The following is a 21,809-nucleotide window of genomic DNA, read 5'->3' on the forward strand; positions in this document are numbered from 1 at the left end:
GGATGTTTGGTTTGTGAAAATAGCAACATCCTAATTCAAAAAAACAAAGTATAAGTATCAGAAATCAGCCTTTTCTTAAACTAATCAAGATTATCTATTGCATATTGTGCTTGTTCATTATTAAAGCCTTCGTAAATAAGTTGATCGTATAATTCGCCATCCGACATGGGGGAATATTCTAAATAGTCTTTAGCTTGTTGTAAAGCAAGAGTATTCCAATTCGCTTGAATACTATCAATAGCATACTGTGCTTCATCTTCTAAAAATTCTTCATAAAGCAGTTGATCGTACAGACCTTTTTTAGAAAAAGCAGTATAATCTATATATTGTTCTGCCTGTTTCAAAGCCTGGTCTTTCCAGTTTGTTTCTATACTATCTATAGCATACTGAGCAGCTTCCTCAGGATATTCTTCGTAGAGTAATTGGTCATATAATCCTTGCTTAGAAAAAGCAGTGTAATTTAAATATTGCTGTGCTTCTGCTAAAGCGTTGGCATGTTCCCGCGAAACTTCTTCAGTTTCATCAGCCTCTGTCACGTTCTCCTCTGGTTTTTTTTGAGATTCCTCTTCAACAACTCCGTCAGTTTTATCTTCTGCTTTTTCTGCAGTAGTATCTTTAGAGTCTTCTTCTATATCAGTTTCTGTTTCATCCTCTATATTTTCTTCTTGTTTGCCCTGTTCTGCTTCAACACCTTGTACTATTTCAGTATCATCCTTTTCCGGTTGCACTTCTTCTTCATTTCCTGTCATCGATCCTATTCCAATTGCCAGCACCACCAACCATACCCACCATCTTTTGTAGATAGGCTTTTTCGTTTTGTATTGTTTCTCCTTTTTTACCTTAGGACTTCCTTTTTTCATATCGATTTCCTCCTTGAAGTATGATTGAACTTTTCCGGGTATACAGACTGGTGATGTGTAAACTCTTCTTTTAAAATACTTATAAAAAATAGAAAAACTTATTATTGAATAAATATGGTTTCAGATTTTTTTGATAAACCCTTTTTATTATAGAGTTTTCTTATGTAAAAAAAGAGACTTTTCTAACTAGACTAAATTATCAATTCATAGTTGACCAAAAGCCTGACCCCCCTTTCGAAAGTACCTTTATCTTAGCATTGAAAGCGCTTATATGCTAGGGATATTTTGGTGGTTTCAATAAATCATATAGAAAAATCCCCTAACGATAGATTGTATACTCTATCGTTAGGGGATTGATCATTAATCTAGAATGATCGTTCTAAATTCATTGTTTTCATTTACTTCACCTTCGACTTCATTACCAGGTTCAACAAATGGTAAATTATCGTGTAAAGTAATATCGGCTTTGTAGATGCTTCCGTCGATCATGAAGTAATAAATCGTATTGCCTGAAACAACGGCTTGCGAAATATTTTCTACCTGCCCAGTAATTTTTGTTAAATTCTCATCGTCAACTTCTTCAATTTCTGTTTCTTCACCTTCTGCAGTGCTGCGCCCGTTTAATTGTGCGATCAGTCCGTCTACAGTATCGCTGGTGATGACTTTTTGGTAATTTTGAGCATCAACCAATGCATACGATCGAACGAGCCCTGAGTCATCTTTTAGGGATGATATATAGTAAGGCCGTTTATTCAAACTAATCAAAAGCGGGAACGTAGATTTAAAGCGCATTTGTTGCAAGGAGCCTTCTGCTGATTCCATTGCTGAAAATTCATCTGCTGAAGTTACTGGATAAAATTCTGATTCCTTCGTCCGCATATTGACGAGATAGAACCCAATATTTGAAGCATCACTATTGATAGATGTGACTCCAGTATATAGATAGATATCATTGTCCATAGGGATATAATTGTATCCGTCAGTTGTTTGAGTTACTCCGCGTTTTCCGAATTGTGCATTAAAGAACCCATCACTGTATTTTCCTTTATAATTCAATTGTTGCAAGATCAAATCAGCTGAATAGACTCTATCGACCCAAGTAGGCATGTTTTCTAAATCATACTCTTGGGTTTCACCTGTTACAGCATCCACAACGATCAATCCATTCGGTTCAAGCTGTGTAAACCAAAATTTGTTTTTATATGTGGTCGCAACATAAAAAGGATGGCCATCTTCGTCGACTTCAAAAGAAGGATCTTCAAATATTCGAGTTGGATAGTTAAAACGTAAATGACGCTTTACATTCCGATTCAGCAATTCAGAATCAGAATATTTGATATTTTCTTTCAAATCTTCAACTTCTACAGCTCCAGAAACCATGTCTACTTTTAAGTAGATTGGGATCCCTTCTTTACGGTTACTGAACCAACGAACCAGACTCGCATAACGTAAAGGAGTAACCCGATAAGGATCATTATCGATATTGATTTGTGTATACGTTTCAGAAGGAACAAATTGAGAAACCAGTTCATTGATCGAACCAATGCGTCTGTCCCCTAGTCTTTGAGCAGTATCTCTATCCATCATTGGAATAGAAGACTCATTCATAGCAGGGAAATCATTTTCAAAATCTTTTTCTTCTACTTGAATCAAGTCAGCATAATCATTTGCTCGAAAAAGCACACTATTAAATAAATTCCCGATACCAATTACAATGATAGCTATTATGGGGATTATTAAAGCAGTATATTTCTTCTTTTTTTTGAAAAAATATTGTCTGTCTAAAGATATCTCTATAGCAATAACCAATAGAGTGATCAATAAAATTAGAAACCTAAATTCTCGAGAGTGAATATTGATGGCTGGTGTATATATGTAAAATACAATGAGTGTGACAATGGATAGTAAACTGTATAGCGCTAACCGTATCTTTGTGTTCGACATAAAATCTTCCTTTTCTTTATCATTAAGTAAACAGAGTGAACTTACTGATTTAATAATTGATACTGTTTGCCAGATAAGAAGCATGAAAATTTAGAGGGTCCATATTCCCCTTTCCACTTTCTCCCTACCTTACTACAGTATAAACTTTTTTGAATCTAATTCAATCGTAAACTGTAGTTAATTCAGTTACAGAGCGATAATCGACTTTCTCAGCAGTCTCTTCTGTATTAAAATCCAAAAAATATTTCAATGAATAGTGCGATCATAGAATCAACTAGATATGTTGGTTTGAATTCGTAAATGTAGTTTTAAGTGCATGGAATAAGTATATAGTTTACTAAACACTCTTTACATAAGAAAAAAATTATTTTATTCCTTTTTGTTCTTTAGTTCTATTCGCAAACATAGTAAAATGGGACTATACAAAGATCAAGTCGATAAAGGCAAACCATTTGAAAAAATGAGACGCAAAACTACAGGGGCTAACGAGTAATCTCTATGCCAGCCAGTTACCGTAAAACAAGCAGATTCCTCTTGTTAGCGGGAATGTGCTTTTTTGTATAAAAAAATAGAAAGGAAGTGAATTCCCCCGGTGTCTTTTAAAAAAAGGTTAGCTAGTTTCCTTCTTTCTATAGGGATGGTTGCCTTTGCTGGATGCAATGATAACACAACGACACAACAAACTGTCGAAGTAAAACCCATTTCAATCCAGGAAGTAGATAAACCCGCGCCACTTTATGAAAACGAAGCTATAAATTTATTGGTTACACAAAGTGGAGATTGGCAAGTAGATACTGAAGCGCGTTCTTATAATCTTGAAGTTACGCTACATACTCAACAACTGCATGCGATAATTTCTACTGTTTCCACCACTCAAAATTTCGCGGGAGTCAAACAGGAACTGCTTAGTTCTGTTGGTGATGTAGAGATTCTTTCAGAAAATGACGAACAGTTTTCTTTCCAATCCAAGCTAAAAAGCCCGGTACGCACAGATGTCTTTATTAAGGAATCGAAAGACGCAAATTATCATTTGGTTATCGTATTTATGTCACCTGTTTCAGAATATGATCGCAATCAACCGGAAATGAAAGATTTATTAAATCATATACACTTTGATTAAAAAAGGAGCATACAAAATTGAAAAAAACTATTTTTAGTATTGTACTAGGTACAGGATTACTCTTAAACACTGGACAAGTATCTGCTTTAGAAACAGAAAAAAGCATCCATCCTGATTCAGAGTTATACGATACTTCTCGCGTGATGGAAGAAATCGAATACAATTTGACGGATAGCTTGTCTGATAAGGCCATACTTCAAGATCAATATGCAAGTGAACGTTTAAAAGAGTCGGAAGCTGCTCTGGAAAATGGAGATAGTGAAACAGCTGAAGAATTATTAGAAGAAGCTCAAATAAGCACAGAAAAATCAGCGGTCGATTTAGAAGAAGCTGAGGTATCCGGTGAAGAAATAAGTGAGGAAACTGAAAAATCTTTGGCTGAAAGTTTAGCTAAAAAAATAGCTGAACTAGAACTTTTATTGACACGTGAAGATATACCGGAATCAGCAAAAATCGGAATCTCTTCTGTATTGAAGCACGTTGAAATTATTAGCAAACGCGCTGAGGAACGTATGAATTTACAAGAACAATTAGTTAATGCTGATTTGACCGAAGAAGAATACAAAAACGAAATGAAATCTTTAAACGAACAGTTTAAAGAAGAATCTGAACTAAATCGGTCTGAAGCAAAGAGTAAACGGAATGAACTGAAAACCTTACGTAAAGAAACAAAAGAAGAACGTAAAAACAGTAAAAAACAAACCACAGTGAATTCTGATGAGACTCTTCCAATAAATGAAGAAATTCAAGAAGTTGAAAGAGAAATAGAAGAAAATGATGATTTTGAATCAACTGATAATTTTGAAGAAAAAATCAGCAAAGAATCAGAAGAATTGATTGAACATGAAGAAAAAGCAGCAGAACAAAATAAAAAACAAGCAGAAAAAGCCATTGAACGAGCAAAAAAAGAACAAGAAAAAAAAGAACGCAAAGAACAAGAAAAAGTTGAAAAAAGCAACCACAAATCTTTAGATAAAACTGAAGATCAGGAACAAGATGCTGAAGATCTAGAAGACTAAACAAGTCAACTGAACATTTTTTTAGCTGTGGGCTTATCTTTTCTCCCACTGATGCATATTGTTAAATTCAAAAACCCTTGTCGAATGACGAGGGTTTTTTGTTTATGAAAATAATCGATCATCAATTGATCCTCTCTGCTTATTTCTGTTTACTGGTAATTAAACTGGAGAAAAATTTATTCAAAAAAGCCAATGGACGAACTTGTCCACTGGCTCAATTTGAATTAGATTGGTTAAAAGATCAATACAACTCGTTTATCACATCAAATAATTCTTTCTCTTTTTCAATCTGTGCTTTATTGCCTATTACCACGACAGAACCTTCTTGTAGTGCAGCTGCATACTGTTCACTCAACGCAGCTATTTTACTGGAATCGGTTGCCAGTATTTCTTCTTTTAATTGAATAATATCTTCTCTGTGTATTTCTCGTTGCAACCTGTTGAAACCGGTCAGCCCTTTACTATGAGCTGATTTTGGTTGTTCTAAAGGACTTAGTGTCCCAATTATATACTTTAATAATTCTGATTCGGAAATGATAAATGCTCCAACGTAGTCTGGTAATTGCTTGTACACTTCTAAGGTTTTCCCAATATTTGGATCCCGATAAGAAGCTAACACAATGCTGCCGTTTCGGCTATGCTGATAAAGAGCACCATATGCTCCACCTTTTACGCGCACATTATTCCATAAATAATCAAACCGCAAAGCAGTCGATAGTACTTGAGAAGATCCCGTGAAGCTTAAGTGATCAGCTGCATTGGTTCCAAGACCGACATAATTCACATCTTGAGCGGTTACATAGGCTTCGTTTTGTTTCTTACCGGGTATATAACGAATATCTTCTCCCAGTTCATCATCCGCCAAGTCTTCAAAATGCTTGATCAAAGTATCTTTCACCAATGTTTTGCGATCTGAATCACCAGTGAATAAAACATTCAATCGATTTTTATTCACTAATCTATTGAGTAATTGAGTCAATTCTCCTGTTAGTTTAGAAGGATCTGTTTTTAGTTCTTCGCGCATTTCTTTTAAGAAATCAAAGTAATCAATACCGCTGACTCGCTCATTTAGTTTAGCTACTGATTTCACCTGGCTCAACGAACGATTGGCAACTATAGAATGCGAACTAAAATTGATTTTATTTTCAAAAATGGACAATAAGCGTTGTGTTATTTTTTGGAGTTCAGCTATATTATCGAATTTTGTTTCAAACAAAATTTCTTTCATTAATTCTGTCAATTCTGTTAAAGACGAAGCCAATGCTTTCCCACTTAATTTGAAATACGGTTTGAGCTTGCCATTCTTACTTTCGTATATTTCAATGGTTCCGTAAATTCCACCTGTATGTGTATCCATTTCCTTTTGAAGTGAAGCCTCGTCATGTTTGTTGGTCGCCAATTTACCAATTAAATCAGTTAAATAGCCAAGTAAAGAGTAATCTTCTTCCTTGAAGTCTGTAATATCGAAATATAAATCAATATAATCTATCCCTGATGTGAATTGATCCGCATGGTAAAAGGCAGTTTCTTCATAAAAAGAAGTAGTCTCTATGGGATATTCCTGAACATCTGTAGTTAAATCTTCTCTTTTTAGCATAGGGATCTTAGCTAAATTTTCAGGAGAATCAGGAGTTTCTTGTCTCTCAATTAAAGAGATCGTTTCGTCCACAATATGCTGTATTTCTTTTTCTGAGAGAGAAGCTTTGTATTCTTGTAATTTTTCAAGTGTTTTAGCCTCTAATTTATCACTTTTCCCAGGTTCAGCTTTTAGAACGATCTGTGTAAAATAATCATTGTTTAAAAATTTGCGTTGAATGAGGTCCTCAAAATAACCTTCTTCAACTTTATCAGACAGCTGTTCTAAATACTTGTTAAACTCCAAATGGACAAATGGCGTTTCATTATAAAGCCACGTATTTAATGATTGGATCGCATAAATGACTCCACGTGGATTATCTTCTGAAATGACAGATTCCCTTGTGTGGAAAGTGATTTTATTCAAAGCAGCTTGAATCATGCTCTTATCTAAGCCCTTCTCTACTAAAGCAGTCAGGGTATCGATAACGATCTGTTTAAAAGAGTGGATTTTTTCAGCTGATGAATACTTAGCTAAAATCATAAAAGCAGTCGGATAACCAATATCGGACACATCGCTCTCAATATCTCCCCCAATTTCAGCATCTAATAAAGCTTTTTTTAAAGGTGACTGATTATTTCCAAATAACAGTTCTTCGAGTACTTCTAAACCATAAAAATCTAAAGTATCTGTTGGTTCTGCCACATGCCATCCTAAAGCTAAATAATCTTTATTTTCAGGACTATCCCCTTCCGTTAGGGAATAAGTATCAGTAAACGTTTCCTCTTTTGGTTTTTGGGGAGTGATTGCCAAATCCACATCTTCAGGTAATTTACCTTTTCCCTCAAAATATTCTTCCAGGTTTTCAAAAATAGTGTCAATGGACAGATCTCCATAAACAATCGTAAACGAATTGCTTGGATGATAATATTTTTTGTGAAAAGCAATAAATTCCTCTTGAGTTAAGCTAGGAATAGCCTTCGGTTCTCCTCCAGAATTATAGCTGTAGAGACTATCTGGATAGAGCTGGTTAGCTAGATGTTGATAAACTTGGCGTTCAGGCGAAGCGGAAGCCCCCTTCATCTCATTGTAGACGACACCTTTATAAATCAAATCATCCTCTTTAGCTTCTAAGTGATAGTGCCAACCTTCTTGAGCTAAAATTCGAGGGTTTTCATAAAACAAAGGTTGAAACACAGCATCTAAGTACACAGACATCAAATGGGAAAAATCCTTTTTATTCGTTGATGCAACAGGATAAATTGTTTTATCCGAAAAAGTCATCGCATTCACAAATGTATTGAGAGATCCTTTGATCAGTTCAACAAAAGGTTCTTTTGAAGGATATTTTTTTGAACCATTTAAAACGGAATGTTCAATAATATGGGCGATTCCATTATCATTGTACGGAGGTGTTTTGAATCCGATTGTAAAAGATGTATTATTGTCATCATTTTCAAAGTGTAAAACCTGAGCACCCGTCTCTTCATGTTCATATAAATTACCTAGTGAATGTATATCTGTAAGGTCGTGTTGTTCTATTTTTTTAAAAACCATATGAGTCTCCTTTTAGAATTAGTTTAACTGAGTAAATTGTTTAATACAGGAATCCTTTTTTGTTTAAAATAGTAGCTTACTTAATCGGTCCTTAACGAATATATAAAATAGTTAGCAGAAGTAGAAAGTAGCCGGTTAAAAAAGTGATGATACCATTAAAAGTTAATTCAATTTGTGTGAGCTTAAATAACCACTTGTTTTGTTGGATCACCTTTTTGTATAAAGCAATACCTGCCAGCCCCATAAGGACATAGACGAATCCTTTTTGAAGATATTCTGCTGAATCAACTGTTAAGGGATAGTCAAACAAAAATTCTGTGACTCGCCGACCGAATAAGCCGGATAATAAAGCAAGCGAACTCACTATCAATACAGAATATTGACTTAACCGGTCTTTGATTTTTTCCTTACCCCATGTATTGTTCCCAAATAAGATGACGGAAAACTTGACAAATATGAGTATGGTACCTAAGTTTACAATGTTTAAAAGAAGGGTTGCAAAAAGATTATCTGTTCCATGTGCAATCATGTATTTTGATATGCTTCCATTAAAAAATGGGGCACCAGTGATACCCAATATAGAAAATATTATTGAATAGCCAATCAGAGGAAAGTTCTTAAGTACACTGTTCATTTCATGAATATTGCGGGTCTTATAGTATTTGGTAAGTAATCCCGCAGCTAAAAATAAAGCTGTCTTGAAAATAGCATGATTGAATATATGAAACACCGAACCATAAAAAGCTATTTCAGAATTCATGTTCAGTCCCATAAAGATGAGTCCAACTTGTGACACGGTGGAATAGGAAAGTATCAATTTGATATCTGTTTGACTGAACGACATGACTGCCCCAATGATTGCTGTTGCAAAACCTAAGTAGAAGAAAAAAGTATCCATTTGAACAGCTGGTGAGTACATCGCACTTATGCGTATAAACAAGTATAATCCACTTTTTATATAAAGACCAGATAATACCGCTGATATTACAGGGGGGGCACTTGGCGTACCATGTGCCTTGGGTAACCAACTGAACAGCGGACTAATAGCAGTTTTTAGTGAGACCGTTACCATCATCAAAGCAAACGGGACATACACCGAATCGTTTAGTGTGAATATTTCCATTGCTTTTGAAAGAGAACGGATGTCCAATACTCCAAAAAGTTTGTATATGAACCCTATTCCAAATAGAAAGAAGGAAGAACCCAAAACATTTACGAAAAAGTAAATCATTCCATCGTATACCGCTTGTTCTTTTTTATTGTACATGATCAAAATACTTACGATCACTGTTGATACTTCTAAAAAAATAAATAGATTAAATAAATCTCCGGAGAGAAATAATCCTGTTATCAACCCCTCTAGAGATAAAAAAGGGAAAAAGAATTGTGGTTCAAAATAGTCATGATTATAAGCATATATTATCAAAAAGAAATAAATCAAGGCAGTTAATAAGACAAAAGCTGCTGAGATATTATCAACATAAAGTGAAATGGCAAATCCATTGGGGACATTTCCCATATCGATGATTTGCGGTCCACTATTTTTTATCTGAAGAAAGGACAAGAAAGCAAAAACAAGATAAATGAATTGAAATATTAAAAGTAAAGGCTTTGAAAATCTATTCTTTGCTATATAAGCAATCAGACCAATAAGAATAGGTAATAAAATAAACAAATAATGCACTTATTGGTCACTCCTTTCTTCGCTTCGATTTCTAGACCAAAAAGAAATCCCATATCTTTTTTTATAATGGATGAACATGGTCAATCCAATTGCAGTGATCCCCAATCCAATAACAATAGCTGTAATCATCAAAGCCTGTGGAACTGGATCAGCCACCGGTTTTTCCAGAGTTTCCCCTATTGGTGGAATGGAATTATTAGGCAAGTCATCTGCAATAAAAAAAAGGTAAATGCCTGATTGTAAAATCGAAATAGACATAATTGTTTTTAAAATATTTTTTTTCGTCATTAAGCCGAACAACCCAATGAAAAAAAGGATGATTCCGACAGTTTCGCCACTTATAAAATCCATGCATCTACTCCTTTACTCTTTTTTTACTTAGACATAGTATTTAATTTAACCGTTCAAAGAAAATGAAGCGATAGAGAATGACCCCTAGCCCGAAGAATACCTTGAATCCAATGAGAATATTCATAGTGACGAGATAAATCTGATTAAAAATGAAATTCCCAGAAAAATCATTCATGAAAATAAAAAAGATGGGCACACTTAAAATAATGACAAACAAAAATTTTTCTAATTTTTCTAGAATATTTAAATCCAAATATTCATTAGGATAAATCAGGTACCGAGCAATTAAAGCTGTAGCTAAAATCGCACCTCCCTGAAAGCCTCCACCAGGGGAATTGTGCCCATTAATAATAATGTAAAAAGCAATCATCAGTAAAAACGGGAAAATAATGCCGACGAAATGAAGAACGACCTCAGATTGATTGTTTTTGTAAAATTCTTTTCTTAAAATAGAACGCTGAATCAAATGCTTATTGCCCCAGGATATATGAATAACTTCCATAACACTGACCATCAGCATCAAAGCTTCAAAAAGCGTATCAAACACTCTATAGTTTAAATAAATCGCTGCTACGGAATTTTTGGCGGCCGTGTCTTCATAGTAAAAATTCAGGTAGTAATTTTTTAAAGAAGGAATCGTTACTTCTATTTCTTTTGATTCTATAAAAAGGAAAATCATCAGGAAAGCTCCCAGTATTACCAAAAAAAAACGTAGGCCCAATATTAGTTTAGTTAGGTTCATAGAGATCCTCCGTATCCTTAAAGATTGCTTTGATTTCGTAGTCATTTTTCACAATGATATTAGCGAAATGGACAATGTCACTAAATATCGCATCTGAGGAATTTCCATACAGGTACAGTGTATCCTTCTCTTTATAAATAATTAAGTCATGCTCTGGTTGATCGAGTAACTTGGCTAGCGGTCGTGTACTATAGGAAAATTGAGATTCCATTTCTTCTTCTTTTTCTAAAAAGAGTTCGAGTTCGTTTAGGAATATGCTGGAAATTTCATGGATGTTCTTATCGGAGAACGTTTCGATCGTATTGTCCACATAGCATATACTATATATTTTCACTCTTCTCAGGGCTACCAGGTAGAGTAAAGAAGTTAACCCTAAGCCAATAGTTGTTTCAGCAAAAGCTACATCAGGTGCTCTGTAAAAAAGATAGGATAGGATCATCATAAGAGAAAATCCACCCATATATATGATAGAGCGTCTCAGACTATTGGAAACAACTGTTCCAAGAGCAAATAAAACGACTCCTAACAAGATAAAAGCTTCAATCATTTTCTTCATTCTCCTTCTTGATTCGATAGCCACTTAAAAAAGCAGACCGAGATATTGAATGAGTTGAAATGGGATTCGTAACAAGGTAAAGAAATAAAATAATAAGTAATTTCCCGCTTAAAAATGAGAAGCCGTTTTTTACTACTAAACCAATAATAATTGCAATGAAACCAACGGTATCTACTTTAGCCGTTATTAAAATACGGGAAAAGAAATCTTTGAACCGAAATAATCCGAATACACCTAAACCCATAAATAAAATTCCAATTATAATGAGAGTGTTGCCTATGATAATCATTATAAATTGCCCTTTCTTTCTATAAACTGAGAAAAAAGAACATTTTCTATAAATCCAAGTAATCCAAAAATGAGTGCAATATCCAACATGTAGTTTTTTTCAACTAACAAGCCGATAAAAATTGCGCCTATGATCACTTTTGAGGAAAGTACATTTAATCCAAGCATACGATCCCATACAGTCGGTCCGATAAGTATACGTGTCAATTCACCAACAGATAACAGTCCAATAACAACTAATACGATCTCATTAAAACTCATTATGTATACTTCCTTTCCTTGTTCTTTAATATAGGCTCGTAGGTCAATAAGATTTTTTCTAATTTCAAAGGAATGACTTCACCAATATGATTCTCAGGTAAATTCAACGTCAATATTTTCAAGTGGTTCCCTTTCTTTTGAATAGTAACCGTTCCGGGAGTTAACGTAATTGAATTAGCCAGAACACTTATCAAAAATTCATCAGTCAAATCTGATGAATAAGAAATCACTTGAACATCTGCAGATCCCGTAATAATACTGGGAATCACTTCAATACTGGATTTGAATATTTCAAAGAATAATCTCAGAGAATATTTTAAAAAGAAATTCACACTTAAATGATACTTTTTTTCATACTTTTCTTTTGAAAAAAATTGATCGGTCATTAAAACAACAAGAACCGCGACGGTCAAACCAGACAGTAACATGAACCAGGACGTTGTCTCAAATAAGATGATCCAAATAACAACAAGGAAGAAGATAATGCTCTTATTCCATAAAATTACTTTTCCTATTTTTTTTAGTAATCGAATCATCTTTTACCTCTCTTTCTATCAACTTAGTTTGAATGACGCTTATTTCTAAGTTGTTGAATTTTAGCATTGATTTTTTTTAATGGTTTAGAAAAAGAAGAGCCTCCTTTTTCTTTATTCAGAGCAACAACTTCTTCGACTGATTGTGACTTACCCTTATTTCTCTTTAAATACTGTTTGAAATTCTGATTCATCAATTTCTCGATATTCTTTAAATCTATTTCTTTTCCATTTGCTTCAGCTTGAGCAAGTTTTCCGAGAACTTCAATATAGCTCATGGCTAATGCACTTGTGATAATAGCTGCTGTGGTTCCTCCAATTAGTCCACCGACAAGCGTTCCGGCTCCCGGAATAAATTTTAGAGCATTTGAAACTATGTTTTTACCTAACATTGTAGCTCCACCCGTTCCCCCCACTGCGCTAACGATGCTCAATAATTTAGATTTATCGATTGAAAAGCCGAAGATCGCGGTAATATGTGCAATCAACGTGACCTGCATCGGTATAAGAATAGAAGCATCAGAAAAAGGGATAGGGATAAATCCTACTCCAAATATTGTCAAAATATACCTGTTTGCCCAACTACGAGCCGCTTTTATTTTTTTGTCTATATCAGCTTGTTGGGCATTAATAAAAGCCTCTTTTGATTCCTCAGGTATGATCTGTAATGTCACATCTATTAGCTGTTTTAATCCAAATTGTGATACTGTATAATTTTTATCGATTTGAAAATCCTTCGCCATAACAGGTACAACGGCTACGATAGACAGATTTAACTGTTCAATAAACTGTTTTAATTCTTCGGCAGAAGGACCGAAATATTGCGTTAATACGATAATGATCGGAACTTGCTTGCTTAATTCTTCGATAAAATCAATTTCAGTCTGCTCAATTCTACCTGAATTTGATTGTATGCAGTAATAAACACAATCTATTTTCTCTTTTGTTTGTTTTTGTTTGTTCAATAAATCGGTGATTTCTTTTTTTATTTGATTTTGAACGATTGGATCCAACTCCAACCCTCTCGTGTCATATAAAGAAATAGGGACACCTTTTTTTTGTATGTGTCTGATGTGTTTTGTAACAGGTTTTCCGATGCCGGTTTCGGCTAATTTTTCACGGAAGACCTGGTTGATCAATGTACTTTTACCTACACCAGTTTTACCGGCAATAATAATATGGATCGGTTTGATTTTACTGAGTTCTTCTTCTGTTTTATTTAATATGTCCTGAACAATAGAAAAACCGCCCTCAATATTTTTCATTTTTATCGACCCCGCATTTCTTATTTGATTTTCTTGATTGGTTTCACAATCAAAGGAACTAAGATGGCTGCAGTAATTGCTTCAGCTACTCCATTGGTAGCTACAACACCTATAAGAATCGTGGATAAATTAGAAAGATCGACGTCTAGAGCAGAAGCGTATTCTTGACCATAGATAAGGTAAATAAAGAGTAAGACAAATATAGTGTTCGTCAATGAGCCGACTACAGAAGCAATGGCCATTTTTATCCGGTCATTTCCAAATTTATTTTGTAACAATCGATAAATCAATCCAGTTGTCAAGCCTATTAAAACACGTGGAACAACAGCAATGATAGGATTTAACCAGAGCAATAAGTCTAAAGGAGAAGTAGGCATCGTATAGGCCTTGATCATGCGGATAACACCCCAAATCCCCCCTACTAGCATGCCATCTTTCGTACCCATGACAAGAGTAGCCACGATGACCGTTACATGAATGATTGTCGGATTTAAAGGAGGTATGGGAATATTTCCCAAAAAAGGCACGAAATTTTGAATGATTAAAATAGCTGTCAGAATACCTAACAGAGCTAATCTTTTAGTTGAATTTTTCTTTTTTTTCATTTATATTTCCTCGCTTTGAAATAGTATGAACTACTTTTCTTGAGAATTCACCGTGTAATGTATACTTCTATCTAATCGACCTAATAATACATAGACCAATTGAACTTCTTCTTCTGACCACGTTTTCAAAGAGTGATAGAGTTCTTTGTTTAAATCTTTTTTGAAATTTTGATACAGTGTTGCGGCTTCTTCTGAGAGTGTAAAATAAGTATAGCGTTTATCTTTCCGTCTTTCTTTTATTACCCAACCATTTTTGACTAACGGATTCACTTGTCTGCTAAGTGTAGATTTATCCAACAAACTTTTGTCAGTTAAATTTTTCAACGTTAATGTTTCATCTAACAACAATTCAAATATACTGATTGCAGAGGCGCTTAAGTGGTGTTTTTGTAAAACTGTTTTTTTCAGTAACGTATAATCTTTAATTAAATCTTCAATATTGGACCCTATTTTTTCGATTTGTCTAGGTTTTATCACGTAATCACCTTTTTCTAAAATTAATTGTATAGACAAACTATATCATTTTCTCAAACCATGCACAACGAAAAAGCTATTCTCTGAAATCACAGATTCCGTTTGTCCTATTTTGTTAGTTACTGTTTGAATGGTATAATTTGAATGACAAAAAAGTGTACAAAGGAGAATAACATGTCATTTGATGGAATTTTTACACATGCAATGGTCGATGAAATTAAAGATGCTTTAATAGAGGGACGAATTTCAAAAATACATCAACCTTATCCGAACGAAATCATTTTAATTGTTCGTTCACAGCGCAAGAACTATCGTCTATTGCTATCGGCTCATCCACAATATGCCCGAATGCAAGTTACGACAATAGAATATGAAAATCCGTCTGCTCCCCCTCAATTCTGTATGATCATGAGGAAATATTTAGAAGGTGCTATTCTGGATTCAATAGAACAAGAAGGAAACGATCGTGTAGTAAAATTTTCTTTTAAAAAAAGGAATGAGATCGGCGATGTCCAATCTCTGTTACTGGTTGTAGAGATCATGGGAAGGCATAGTAACGTTTTATTGATCAATCAAGAAGGCAATAAAATAATCGACGCTCTCCGACATGTGTCCCCTTCTCAAAATAGCTTTCGGACCCTCTTACCTGGAGCCGAGTATAGAGAGGCGCCCAAGCAAGAAAAAATAAATCCTTTTGAGGATCCAAGTCTGAAGAATTTGGATTCTGTCCCTAAAGATGCTCGTGAGATACAAGAAAAATTTCAAGGGGTCGGTAAAGACACCGCAAATGAAATTATTCACCGCATGCAAACAACCGGCAAGGATTTCTATACTGCTTTAAATGAACTGATCATTCCCATCCAGAACAAAGAAATCTCACCTACCCTTATTACTTCTGGAAAGAAAGAATATTTTGTTCCGTTAAGATTCGATAGTATAGAGGGTACACTGTCTTCTTTTTCTACTTTGAGTGAATTATTGGATGCCTATTATGAAGAGAAAGCTGAAAAAGATCGTGTCGGCCAGCAAGCCACCGATTTGATCAATCGCTTGAGTACCGAAAAAAAGAAAAACGAAAAAAAATTAAAAAAGCTAGAACAAGAATTTAACGATACAAAAAAAGCAAAACAGTTTCAGGTCAAAGGTGAAGTATTGACTGCCTATTTGCATGAAGTGGAAAAAGGACAAGAACATATTTCACTTCCCAACTTTTACGAAGAGAATGAACAAATTGAAATTGCTTTAAATCCGCGGTTGACTCCGGCGCAAAATGCGCAAAAATTCTTTACGAAGTACCAAAAGTTAAAAAATGCCACCATCCATTTAACTAAGCAAATTGCTGAAACAAAACAAGAAATCAATTACCTGGATTCAATATTGACTCAGCTTGAAGTCGCCTCCCCTAGAGATATAGAAGATATCAGAGAGGAAATCATCGAGGAGGGCTATCTAAAAAGAAAAAATAAAAAGAAAATGAAGAAAAAGAAACGAAATAATCCAGATAAGTTCATATCTAGTGATGGTTCCGAAATATTAGTAGGGAAAAACAATCATCAAAATGATGAATTGACCATGAAAATCGCCCGGAAAACAGATGTTTGGTTACACACCAAAGACATTCCCGGTTCACATGTGATCATCAGAGACGATGATCCCAGTGAGCAAACGATTTTAGAAGCAGCTCAAATTGCAGCATATTATTCCAAAGCGCGTAGCTCTTCCTCAGTTCCTGTCGATAAAGTCCAAGTTAAGCAAATTAGAAAACCGAATGGAGCTAAACCAGGATTTGTCATCTATGAAGGTCAAACAACCTTATTTGTCACACCTTCTATCGATGTGATCCACTCTCTTCACGCAAAAGAATAATAATTTAATATAAAAAACAATGAAAGCAGAGAAGTATCACTCTTCTCTGCTTTCATTGTTTTTATGTTTGATCAGCCATACGCCTTCTTCGTTATCGTATGCTTGTACTTTCACTTTGACTTCTTCTGAACTTGCTGTCGGAATGTTCTTCCCTACAAAATCGGAACGGATAGGTAATTCTCTGTGTCCCCTATCTATCAAAGCGGCCACCATAATTCTTTTGGGTCTACCTATTGAAATGATTGCATCCATTGCAGCACGGATCGTACGGCCTGTATAAATCACATCATCTACCAAGACGACTTGTTTATCTGTGATATCTACAGGAATACTGGTCCCCTTAAGTTCTGGAGAAATCGCTTGGGAAGCATGATGACGATCGTCACGATAAAGTGTGATGTCAAGCTCCCCTATGGGTACCGTGATTTCTTCAATTTGCTTGATTTTTTCCTGAATCTTTTGAGCTAGAAAAATGCCCCTCGTTTTGATCCCTATTAAAACCAAATGATCTGTACCTTTAAGTTTCTCAATGATTTCATAAGCAATACGGGTAATAGCACGAGACATCGCTTGTTCATCTAAAATTTTCTTCTCCATTTATATTTCCTCCATGGTTAAAGTTGTTCTCTTAACTCGTTTAATTGCTGTTGGAATATTTCTGGTAACTCAACTTCAAATGTTAAGAATTCATTTGTAGTCGGATGAACAAACCCAATTTTTCTAGCATGCAAGAATTGTCCATTTCCTTTGAGTGTTTTTTTCGGGCCATAGACTGGGTCTCCCGCTAAAGGATAGCCAATATAATCCATGTGAACACGTATTTGATGTGTTCTACCCGTTTCAAGTTTTAAAGAAACAAGGGTAAAATCAGGAAATCTTTCCAATACTTCGAAATGCGTAACGGCATCTTTCCCACCATCAACGACCCCAAACTTTTTCCGATCAGTTTTTGATCGACCAATGGGTGCCTCTATTTTTCCTTTTTCATGAGGAATAACCCCATGCACCAAAGCAACGTATTCGCGCAGAGTGGTTTTATCTTTTAATTGCTCAGCTAATTTTTCATGACTTTCATCATTTTTTGCAACCATTAACAAACCGGAGGTATCTTTATCGATTCTGTGTACAATTCCGGGACGGATTTTTCCATTGATTCCAGATAAGTCTGTTACATGATACAACAATGCATTGACTAATGTTCCTGCATGATGTCCAGCAGCTGGATGTACAACCATTCCTTGTGGCTTGTTAATGACCACGACATCTTTGTCCTCATATACGATTTCTAGAGGGATATTTTCTGGATCAGCATCTAATAAGACTGGATCAGGAATAGTCACTTCAATCGAATCTCCAAATCGAACTTTATAGTTGGGTTTTGGAATTTCTCCATTGACTCTGATATGTTCTTCCTCAATCAGAATTTTTACATGAGAACGGGAGACTTTTTCTAATAAATTTGATATGACTTTATCTATTCGACCTTTTTCTTCGTTTACATTAAATTGAAATTGTTTACTCATAATGACCCTTTCTTCTTTCTTGAATTTCATCGATGATTAGATGAATGATCATCAACCCGACTCCGATGGTTAATGCTGAATCTGCTATATTAAAAATAGGAAAAGATATGAAATCAACCCGTATCATGTCAATGACATATTGATAAAGGATACGATCAATGAAGTTTCCAATTGCTCCTCCTAATAAAAAAGCCAAAGCAATAGAAAATAACTGACTTTCTTTGTAATGTTTTACTAAATAATAAACAAGTGTAATGATTACTATCGAAGTGATCAAATAAAAAAAGATCATTTGCCCTTCTAATATACTCCATGCTGCTCCATCATTTTGTATATAAGTAAAAGATAAAATATCTGGAATTATTGTGTAGACTTCATGCAGATCTAGTGTTGCCACAGTATATATTTTTGAAATTTGATCAGTAACAACAATTGCGAGCGCTAACAGAAAATAAACGAACATGTATTTCCCTCTTTCTTTAAAGTTTATCTAAACCTCGCTCTTTATTTTACATGATTTCCCTCATAAAATATAGGGCTTTATGAGAACGGTCCGTATTAAACTGATTTTTATTTAGATATGTAAATTGTGTACAAAATAGTCACAAAGCTGTTGTTTTAAAAAAGCGGTTTATTTGATATACTCAAACTAGTTTTGTGAATAGAATTAAGTGTAAACATTCTTAAATTTAAGGGAGTAAACGAATGAAGTTTAATAAACAAATAATATTAGGAAGTCTTGTCCCGTCTCTTTTTATTTTATCCGGTTGCAGCAATGAAGCAGAATCGATAAATGAACTTGTTGGAGAAATGAATACGCAATCTACGGTTGTGATCGATGAATTGAATAACGTGACACAACTTGAAGGTGAAATTCAGACTGCTTTCAGTGACACGTTAAAAAATGATGAAAAATTAACGACTCTTGTTGATAAATCATCTCCAGTCTTTGAAACTATTCAAAATCGTGAGGACGGTATAGAAGAAATAGAAGCGAATATTGATACCATGGGAGAGATCACTTCTAAACTAAAAGAAATCGAACTGAGTGAAATTGATACGAGTGTAATACTAAGTTATATTGATGCAACAGATACTGTCGTATCAACTGTATACGAGTATATTGAACAGTATCGATCCGTGCTTGTAGAGGAAAGAAGCTACTTTGAATCGTTAACTGGTGAAGAAGCTTCCTATCAAACTTTTTCAGAAGGTGTAGAAGAAATCAATTCTCTTCACCTATCGCTTCAAGAATCCTATGCAGCCATCGATGATCAGTTAGAAAATTTTTATATTGAGGAATCGAATTTGACCAACACCGTTGACGAACTCTTAAATGAAGAATAAAGGAGAAAAACAAAATGAAAAAGAAATGGCTAGCTCCCTTCTTCCCGCTTGCTGCTTTAACACTAATAGCTTGTCAACCCATTGAATCAAAAGAATTAAGCGATAGCACTTCTGAAGCGGCCACAATAAATAGCGAAGAATCCTCTACAGCCGAAGTAGAGACTGTTGAGGCGGAGAATGAACAGGAAGAAATTGACGAAGTGACATTTAACTATGTTATTAACCCAGATACTTATTCTGTTCACCCTATCGAATCGGGTACCAATGAAAAAGTTGTATTATTGACTTTTGATGATGCACCTGATGGGAATGCAGTTGAAATAGCTACTACCTTAAAAGAAAAAGATGCTTCAGCAATTTTCTTTGTCAATAGTATGTTTCTAGAAAGCGAACAAGGAAAAAAAGATTTAGTAGCTATTCACGAGATGGGATTTGAAATTGGTAATCACACCCATACCCATCAAAGCCTTCCTGATTTGAGCGAAACAGAACAATATGATGAAATCGTCAAGACAAACGATATTGTTGAAGATATCATCGGTATTCGCCCCCGTTTCTTTAGAGCTCCTTTTGGGATGAGCACGGAGTATTCCAAAGAAATTGTCAAAGAAGAACAAATGACGTTAATGAAGTGGTCTTTTGGTTATGACTGGGAGAAAGAATATCAAGAAAGTGCCGCGCTCACGGACATCACATTGAATACCCCTCTACTTGGAAATGGTGCGAATATCTTGATGCACGATCGTACTTGGACTAAAGAGGCAATTGCTTCAATTATAGATGGCCTGAGGGAAGCAGAATTTGAGATCGTAAATACAAAAGAAATCATGAGTGTTAAGGAAGGTGCAGAATGAAAAATAAAAATATATTTTTAAAAAGCGCATGGGTGCTTTCTTTTGTTGGAATGGTATCCCTTACTAATCCTATACAGGCAGAAGAAACCTCTTCCCTTTCTCATTTGGAAGAAAAAAGTGCGGAAATCCTTTCATTACCTGAGCAATTTCCATCTCAATTCAAGTACGATAGTGGTATTACTATCGCGTATCCCGAATCAGGCGTGAAAGGTGTATATGTAACGGGTCACTCAGCTGGCGGAAGCCGCATGGAAACATTGGTAGATTTAATGAACACGACTGATTTAAATGCAATGGTCGTTGATGTAAAAGATGATTATGGTGATTTCACAATGGATTTGCAGTCTGAAAACGAACTAATTCAAAAAAACACGTATAATTATGCTGATCCAGAAAAACTTTTAGCAACGATGGAAGAAAATCAAATTTATCCGATTGCGCGTATTGTTGTATTTAAAGATTCTCGATTAGCAAATGCACACCCTGAATTGTCTTTTACATATCCTAATGGAGAATTATGGACAAACGGGCGCGGTGAAAGTTTTGTCAATCCTTTTTCCAAAGAGGTCTGGGATTACAATATCGAAGTAGCAAAACAAGCAGCGAAAATGGGATTCAAAGAAATCCAATTCGATTATGTGCGTTTTCCTGAAGGATTCGAACATCGTGCAGAGGAATTGAACTATACACGGGGTAATTATGACGAAAAAGATTTAGAAGATGATACACAAGAAAGGATCCACGCAGTTACAGATTTTGTTGCCTACGCACGGGAACAATTGCAACCTTTTGATGTAGAAGTTTCTGTTGATATATTTGGCTATTCTGCTACTGAAAAAGAAGCACCCGGAATAGGTCAAAACTTTTCGAAAATTTCGAGCAATGTTGACGTTATTTCTTCTATGATCTATCCAAGTCATTGGGGATTGGGCTATTTTGGAATTGCAAAACCTGATTTAGAACCATACCAAGTCGTCGATGAATACATGAAAGCTGAGAATGAGGTTTTGGGTAAATTAGATGATGCTCCCACTTCTCGACCTTGGATACAAGATTTTACAGCTTCGTATCTTGGAGGCGGAAATTATAAAGTTTATGGATCAGCGGAAGTAGAAGCACAAATTAAGGCTCTTGCAGATAACGGAGTAAATGAATTTTTACTATGGGATGCCGGAAATACGTATACTGAAAATGTCCAATATACATTTGAATAAATAGAAAAAAAGGTTGAGAAACTATTCTCAACCTTTTTTCTATTTATGCTCGTAGTCAAAATGTGGCTACCCCTTCTAAACTTGAAAAAACAAGAAAAACACTGTTACTCTATTTCTGTGCATTGCACATTAGTTTAAGAGGGGATGCTCGCTTTTTTTATAGTATCCTA

22 protein-coding genes and 1 riboswitch are annotated in these 21,809 nt (G+C 35.0%); of the genes, 6 read left to right on the forward strand and 16 right to left on the reverse strand.

The genetic code is table 11. The annotated features are described in order from the left end of the window. Positions 1–80 precede the first annotated feature (80 nt). Together H626_RS0105385 and H626_RS0105390 are read right to left on the reverse strand one after the other, a co-directional pair. Complete coding sequence (locus tag H626_RS0105385) at positions 81–860, reverse strand: Ltp family lipoprotein (protein ID WP_035618715.1); 780 nt, start codon at positions 858–860, stop codon at positions 81–83. A 360-nt stretch (positions 861–1,220) separates the two neighbouring features. Next, positions 1,221–2,804 carry a hypothetical protein gene (locus H626_RS0105390; RefSeq protein WP_051237855.1) on the reverse strand — a complete coding sequence of 528 codons (1,584 nt, stop codon included), beginning with the start codon at positions 2,802–2,804 and terminating at the stop codon, positions 1,221–1,223. 432 nt (positions 2,805–3,236) lie between these two features. Further along, positions 3,237–3,321, forward strand: a riboswitch (cyclic di-GMP riboswitch). Positions 3,322–3,396: 75 nt separating this feature from the next. Here H626_RS0105390 and H626_RS0105395 point away from each other — a divergent pair. Together H626_RS0105395 and H626_RS11455 are read left to right on the forward strand one after the other, a co-directional pair. Then, on the forward strand, positions 3,397–3,924 hold the full coding sequence (locus H626_RS0105395; RefSeq protein ID WP_027108438.1) for a hypothetical protein: 528 nt from the start codon (positions 3,397–3,399) through the stop codon (positions 3,922–3,924). 17 nt (positions 3,925–3,941) lie between these two features. Beyond that, positions 3,942–4,943, forward strand: coding sequence for a DUF5667 domain-containing protein (locus H626_RS11455; RefSeq protein WP_035618718.1), 1,002 nt, complete (start codon positions 3,942–3,944; stop codon positions 4,941–4,943). Positions 4,944–5,184: 241 nt separating this feature from the next. Here the strand turns inward: H626_RS11455 and H626_RS0105410 are convergent, their stop codons facing one another. The 11 genes from H626_RS0105410 to H626_RS0105460 all read right to left on the reverse strand — a co-directional run bounded on the left by H626_RS0105410 (position 5,185) and on the right by H626_RS0105460 (position 14,838). Then, positions 5,185–8,076: an insulinase family protein gene (locus H626_RS0105410; protein WP_027108439.1), complete on the reverse strand. Its 2,892-nt coding sequence runs from the start codon at positions 8,074–8,076 to the stop codon at positions 5,185–5,187. A 91-nt stretch (positions 8,077–8,167) separates the two neighbouring features. Beyond that, a complete protein-coding gene (locus H626_RS0105415) occupies positions 8,168–9,760 on the reverse strand; it encodes a complex I subunit 5 family protein (RefSeq protein ID WP_027108440.1) in 1,593 nt (530 codons plus the stop codon). After that, positions 9,761–10,111 carry a sodium:proton antiporter gene (locus tag H626_RS0105420; RefSeq protein ID WP_027108441.1) on the reverse strand — a complete coding sequence of 117 codons (351 nt, stop codon included), beginning with the start codon at positions 10,109–10,111 and terminating at the stop codon, positions 9,761–9,763. It lies immediately after the preceding gene. Positions 10,112–10,151: 40 nt separating this feature from the next. Next, on the reverse strand, positions 10,152–10,790 hold the full coding sequence (locus H626_RS0105425) for an MnhB domain-containing protein (protein ID WP_169449779.1): 639 nt from the start codon (positions 10,788–10,790) through the stop codon (positions 10,152–10,154). A 49-nt stretch (positions 10,791–10,839) separates the two neighbouring features. Further along, positions 10,840–11,400, reverse strand: coding sequence for a Na(+)/H(+) antiporter subunit B (locus tag H626_RS11170; RefSeq protein WP_027108443.1), 561 nt, complete (start codon positions 11,398–11,400; stop codon positions 10,840–10,842). Continuing rightward, positions 11,393–11,698 (reverse strand): monovalent cation/H(+) antiporter subunit G, encoded by a 306-nt coding sequence (gene mnhG / locus H626_RS0105435; protein ID WP_027108444.1) that lies wholly within the window; start codon positions 11,696–11,698, stop codon positions 11,393–11,395. Before mnhG ends, H626_RS11170 begins: the two co-directional genes overlap by 8 nt. After that, positions 11,698–11,958: an MrpF/PhaF family protein gene (locus H626_RS0105440; protein ID WP_027108445.1), complete on the reverse strand. Its 261-nt coding sequence runs from the start codon at positions 11,956–11,958 to the stop codon at positions 11,698–11,700. Before H626_RS0105440 ends, mnhG begins: the two co-directional genes overlap by 1 nt. Continuing rightward, positions 11,958–12,494 (reverse strand): Na+/H+ antiporter subunit E, encoded by a 537-nt coding sequence (locus H626_RS0105445; RefSeq protein WP_035618723.1) that lies wholly within the window; start codon positions 12,492–12,494, stop codon positions 11,958–11,960. Before H626_RS0105445 ends, H626_RS0105440 begins: the two co-directional genes overlap by 1 nt. Before the next feature lie 23 nt (positions 12,495–12,517). Further along, entirely contained in the window at positions 12,518–13,756 is a 1,239-nt protein-coding gene (locus H626_RS0105450; protein WP_027108447.1) for a YcjF family protein, read from the reverse strand. 20 nt (positions 13,757–13,776) lie between these two features. After that, a complete protein-coding gene (locus H626_RS0105455) occupies positions 13,777–14,361 on the reverse strand; it encodes an ECF transporter S component (RefSeq protein ID WP_027108448.1) in 585 nt (194 codons plus the stop codon). A gap of 30 nt (positions 14,362–14,391) precedes the next feature. Then, positions 14,392–14,838, reverse strand: coding sequence for a MarR family winged helix-turn-helix transcriptional regulator (locus tag H626_RS0105460; protein WP_027108449.1), 447 nt, complete (start codon positions 14,836–14,838; stop codon positions 14,392–14,394). A 171-nt stretch (positions 14,839–15,009) separates the two neighbouring features. Here H626_RS0105460 and H626_RS0105465 point away from each other — a divergent pair, with 171 nt between their 5' ends. Beyond that, entirely contained in the window at positions 15,010–16,701 is a 1,692-nt protein-coding gene (locus H626_RS0105465; RefSeq protein WP_027108450.1) for an NFACT RNA binding domain-containing protein, read from the forward strand. Positions 16,702–16,737: 36 nt separating this feature from the next. Here the strand turns inward: H626_RS0105465 and pyrR are convergent, their stop codons facing one another. From pyrR to lspA, 3 genes are read right to left on the reverse strand one after another with little or no spacing between them, the layout of a single operon-like run. Beyond that, positions 16,738–17,298: a bifunctional pyr operon transcriptional regulator/uracil phosphoribosyltransferase PyrR gene (gene pyrR / locus H626_RS0105470; RefSeq protein ID WP_027108451.1), complete on the reverse strand. Its 561-nt coding sequence runs from the start codon at positions 17,296–17,298 to the stop codon at positions 16,738–16,740. A 17-nt stretch (positions 17,299–17,315) separates the two neighbouring features. Further along, the gene (locus tag H626_RS0105475; protein WP_027108452.1) at positions 17,316–18,224 is read right to left on the reverse strand and encodes an RluA family pseudouridine synthase; all 909 of its coding nucleotides are present in this window, start codon (positions 18,222–18,224) and stop codon (positions 17,316–17,318) included. After that, positions 18,217–18,687 carry a signal peptidase II gene (lspA, locus tag H626_RS0105480; protein ID WP_027108453.1) on the reverse strand — a complete coding sequence of 157 codons (471 nt, stop codon included), beginning with the start codon at positions 18,685–18,687 and terminating at the stop codon, positions 18,217–18,219. The genes H626_RS0105475 and lspA overlap by 8 nt, the downstream gene beginning before the upstream one ends. A gap of 242 nt (positions 18,688–18,929) precedes the next feature. Here lspA and H626_RS0105485 point away from each other — a divergent pair, with 242 nt between their 5' ends. From H626_RS0105485 to H626_RS0105495, 3 genes are read left to right on the forward strand one after another with little or no spacing between them, the layout of a single operon-like run. Beyond that, a complete protein-coding gene (locus H626_RS0105485) occupies positions 18,930–19,571 on the forward strand; it encodes a YkyA family protein (protein WP_027108454.1) in 642 nt (213 codons plus the stop codon). A gap of 14 nt (positions 19,572–19,585) precedes the next feature. Continuing rightward, entirely contained in the window at positions 19,586–20,425 is an 840-nt protein-coding gene (locus H626_RS0105490; RefSeq protein WP_035618726.1) for a polysaccharide deacetylase family protein, read from the forward strand. Beyond that, positions 20,422–21,639, forward strand: a complete 1,218-nt coding sequence (locus H626_RS0105495; protein WP_027108456.1) for a putative glycoside hydrolase — start codon at positions 20,422–20,424, stop codon at positions 21,637–21,639. The genes H626_RS0105490 and H626_RS0105495 overlap by 4 nt, the downstream gene beginning before the upstream one ends. Positions 21,640–21,809 lie beyond the last annotated feature (170 nt).

The organism is Lacticigenium naphthae DSM 19658, assembly GCF_000425865.1.
In the GTDB taxonomy this organism is placed as follows: Bacteria; Bacillota; Bacilli; order Lactobacillales; family Carnobacteriaceae_A; genus Lacticigenium; species Lacticigenium naphthae.

Excerpts from the sequence above, each read along its gene's own strand:
- H626_RS0105465 (WP_027108450.1), top strand. The coding sequence starts at position 15,010 with ATGTCATTTGATGGAATTTTTACACATGCAATGGTCGATGAAATTAAA.
- H626_RS0105390 (WP_051237855.1), bottom strand. The coding sequence starts at position 2,804 with ATGTCGAACACAAAGATACGGTTAGCGCTATACAGTTTACTATCCATT.
- H626_RS0105410 (WP_027108439.1), bottom strand. The coding sequence starts at position 8,076 with ATGGTTTTTAAAAAAATAGAACAACACGACCTTACAGATATACATTCA.
- H626_RS0105385 (WP_035618715.1), bottom strand. The coding sequence starts at position 860 with ATGAAAAAAGGAAGTCCTAAGGTAAAAAAGGAGAAACAATACAAAACG.
- H626_RS0105490 (WP_035618726.1), top strand. The coding sequence starts at position 19,586 with ATGAAAAAGAAATGGCTAGCTCCCTTCTTCCCGCTTGCTGCTTTAACA.
- lspA (WP_027108453.1), bottom strand. The coding sequence starts at position 18,687 with ATGTTCGTTTATTTTCTGTTAGCGCTCGCAATTGTTGTTACTGATCAA.
- H626_RS0105445 (WP_035618723.1), bottom strand. The coding sequence starts at position 12,494 with ATGATTCGATTACTAAAAAAAATAGGAAAAGTAATTTTATGGAATAAG.
- H626_RS0105450 (WP_027108447.1), bottom strand. The coding sequence starts at position 13,756 with ATGAAAAATATTGAGGGCGGTTTTTCTATTGTTCAGGACATATTAAAT.
- H626_RS0105495 (WP_027108456.1), top strand. The coding sequence starts at position 20,422 with ATGAAAAATAAAAATATATTTTTAAAAAGCGCATGGGTGCTTTCTTTT.
- H626_RS0105455 (WP_027108448.1), bottom strand. The coding sequence starts at position 14,361 with ATGAAAAAAAAGAAAAATTCAACTAAAAGATTAGCTCTGTTAGGTATT.
- H626_RS0105420 (WP_027108441.1), bottom strand. The coding sequence starts at position 10,111 with ATGGATTTTATAAGTGGCGAAACTGTCGGAATCATCCTTTTTTTCATT.
- H626_RS11170 (WP_027108443.1), bottom strand. The coding sequence starts at position 11,400 with ATGATTGAAGCTTTTATCTTGTTAGGAGTCGTTTTATTTGCTCTTGGA.
- H626_RS0105475 (WP_027108452.1), bottom strand. The coding sequence starts at position 18,224 with ATGAGTAAACAATTTCAATTTAATGTAAACGAAGAAAAAGGTCGAATA.
- pyrR (WP_027108451.1), bottom strand. The coding sequence starts at position 17,298 with ATGGAGAAGAAAATTTTAGATGAACAAGCGATGTCTCGTGCTATTACC.
- mnhG (WP_027108444.1), bottom strand. The coding sequence starts at position 11,698 with ATGATTATCATAGGCAACACTCTCATTATAATTGGAATTTTATTTATG.
- H626_RS0105485 (WP_027108454.1), top strand. The coding sequence starts at position 18,930 with ATGAAGTTTAATAAACAAATAATATTAGGAAGTCTTGTCCCGTCTCTT.
- H626_RS0105440 (WP_027108445.1), bottom strand. The coding sequence starts at position 11,958 with ATGAGTTTTAATGAGATCGTATTAGTTGTTATTGGACTGTTATCTGTT.
- H626_RS0105425 (WP_169449779.1), bottom strand. The coding sequence starts at position 10,790 with ATGATTTTCCTTTTTATAGAATCAAAAGAAATAGAAGTAACGATTCCT.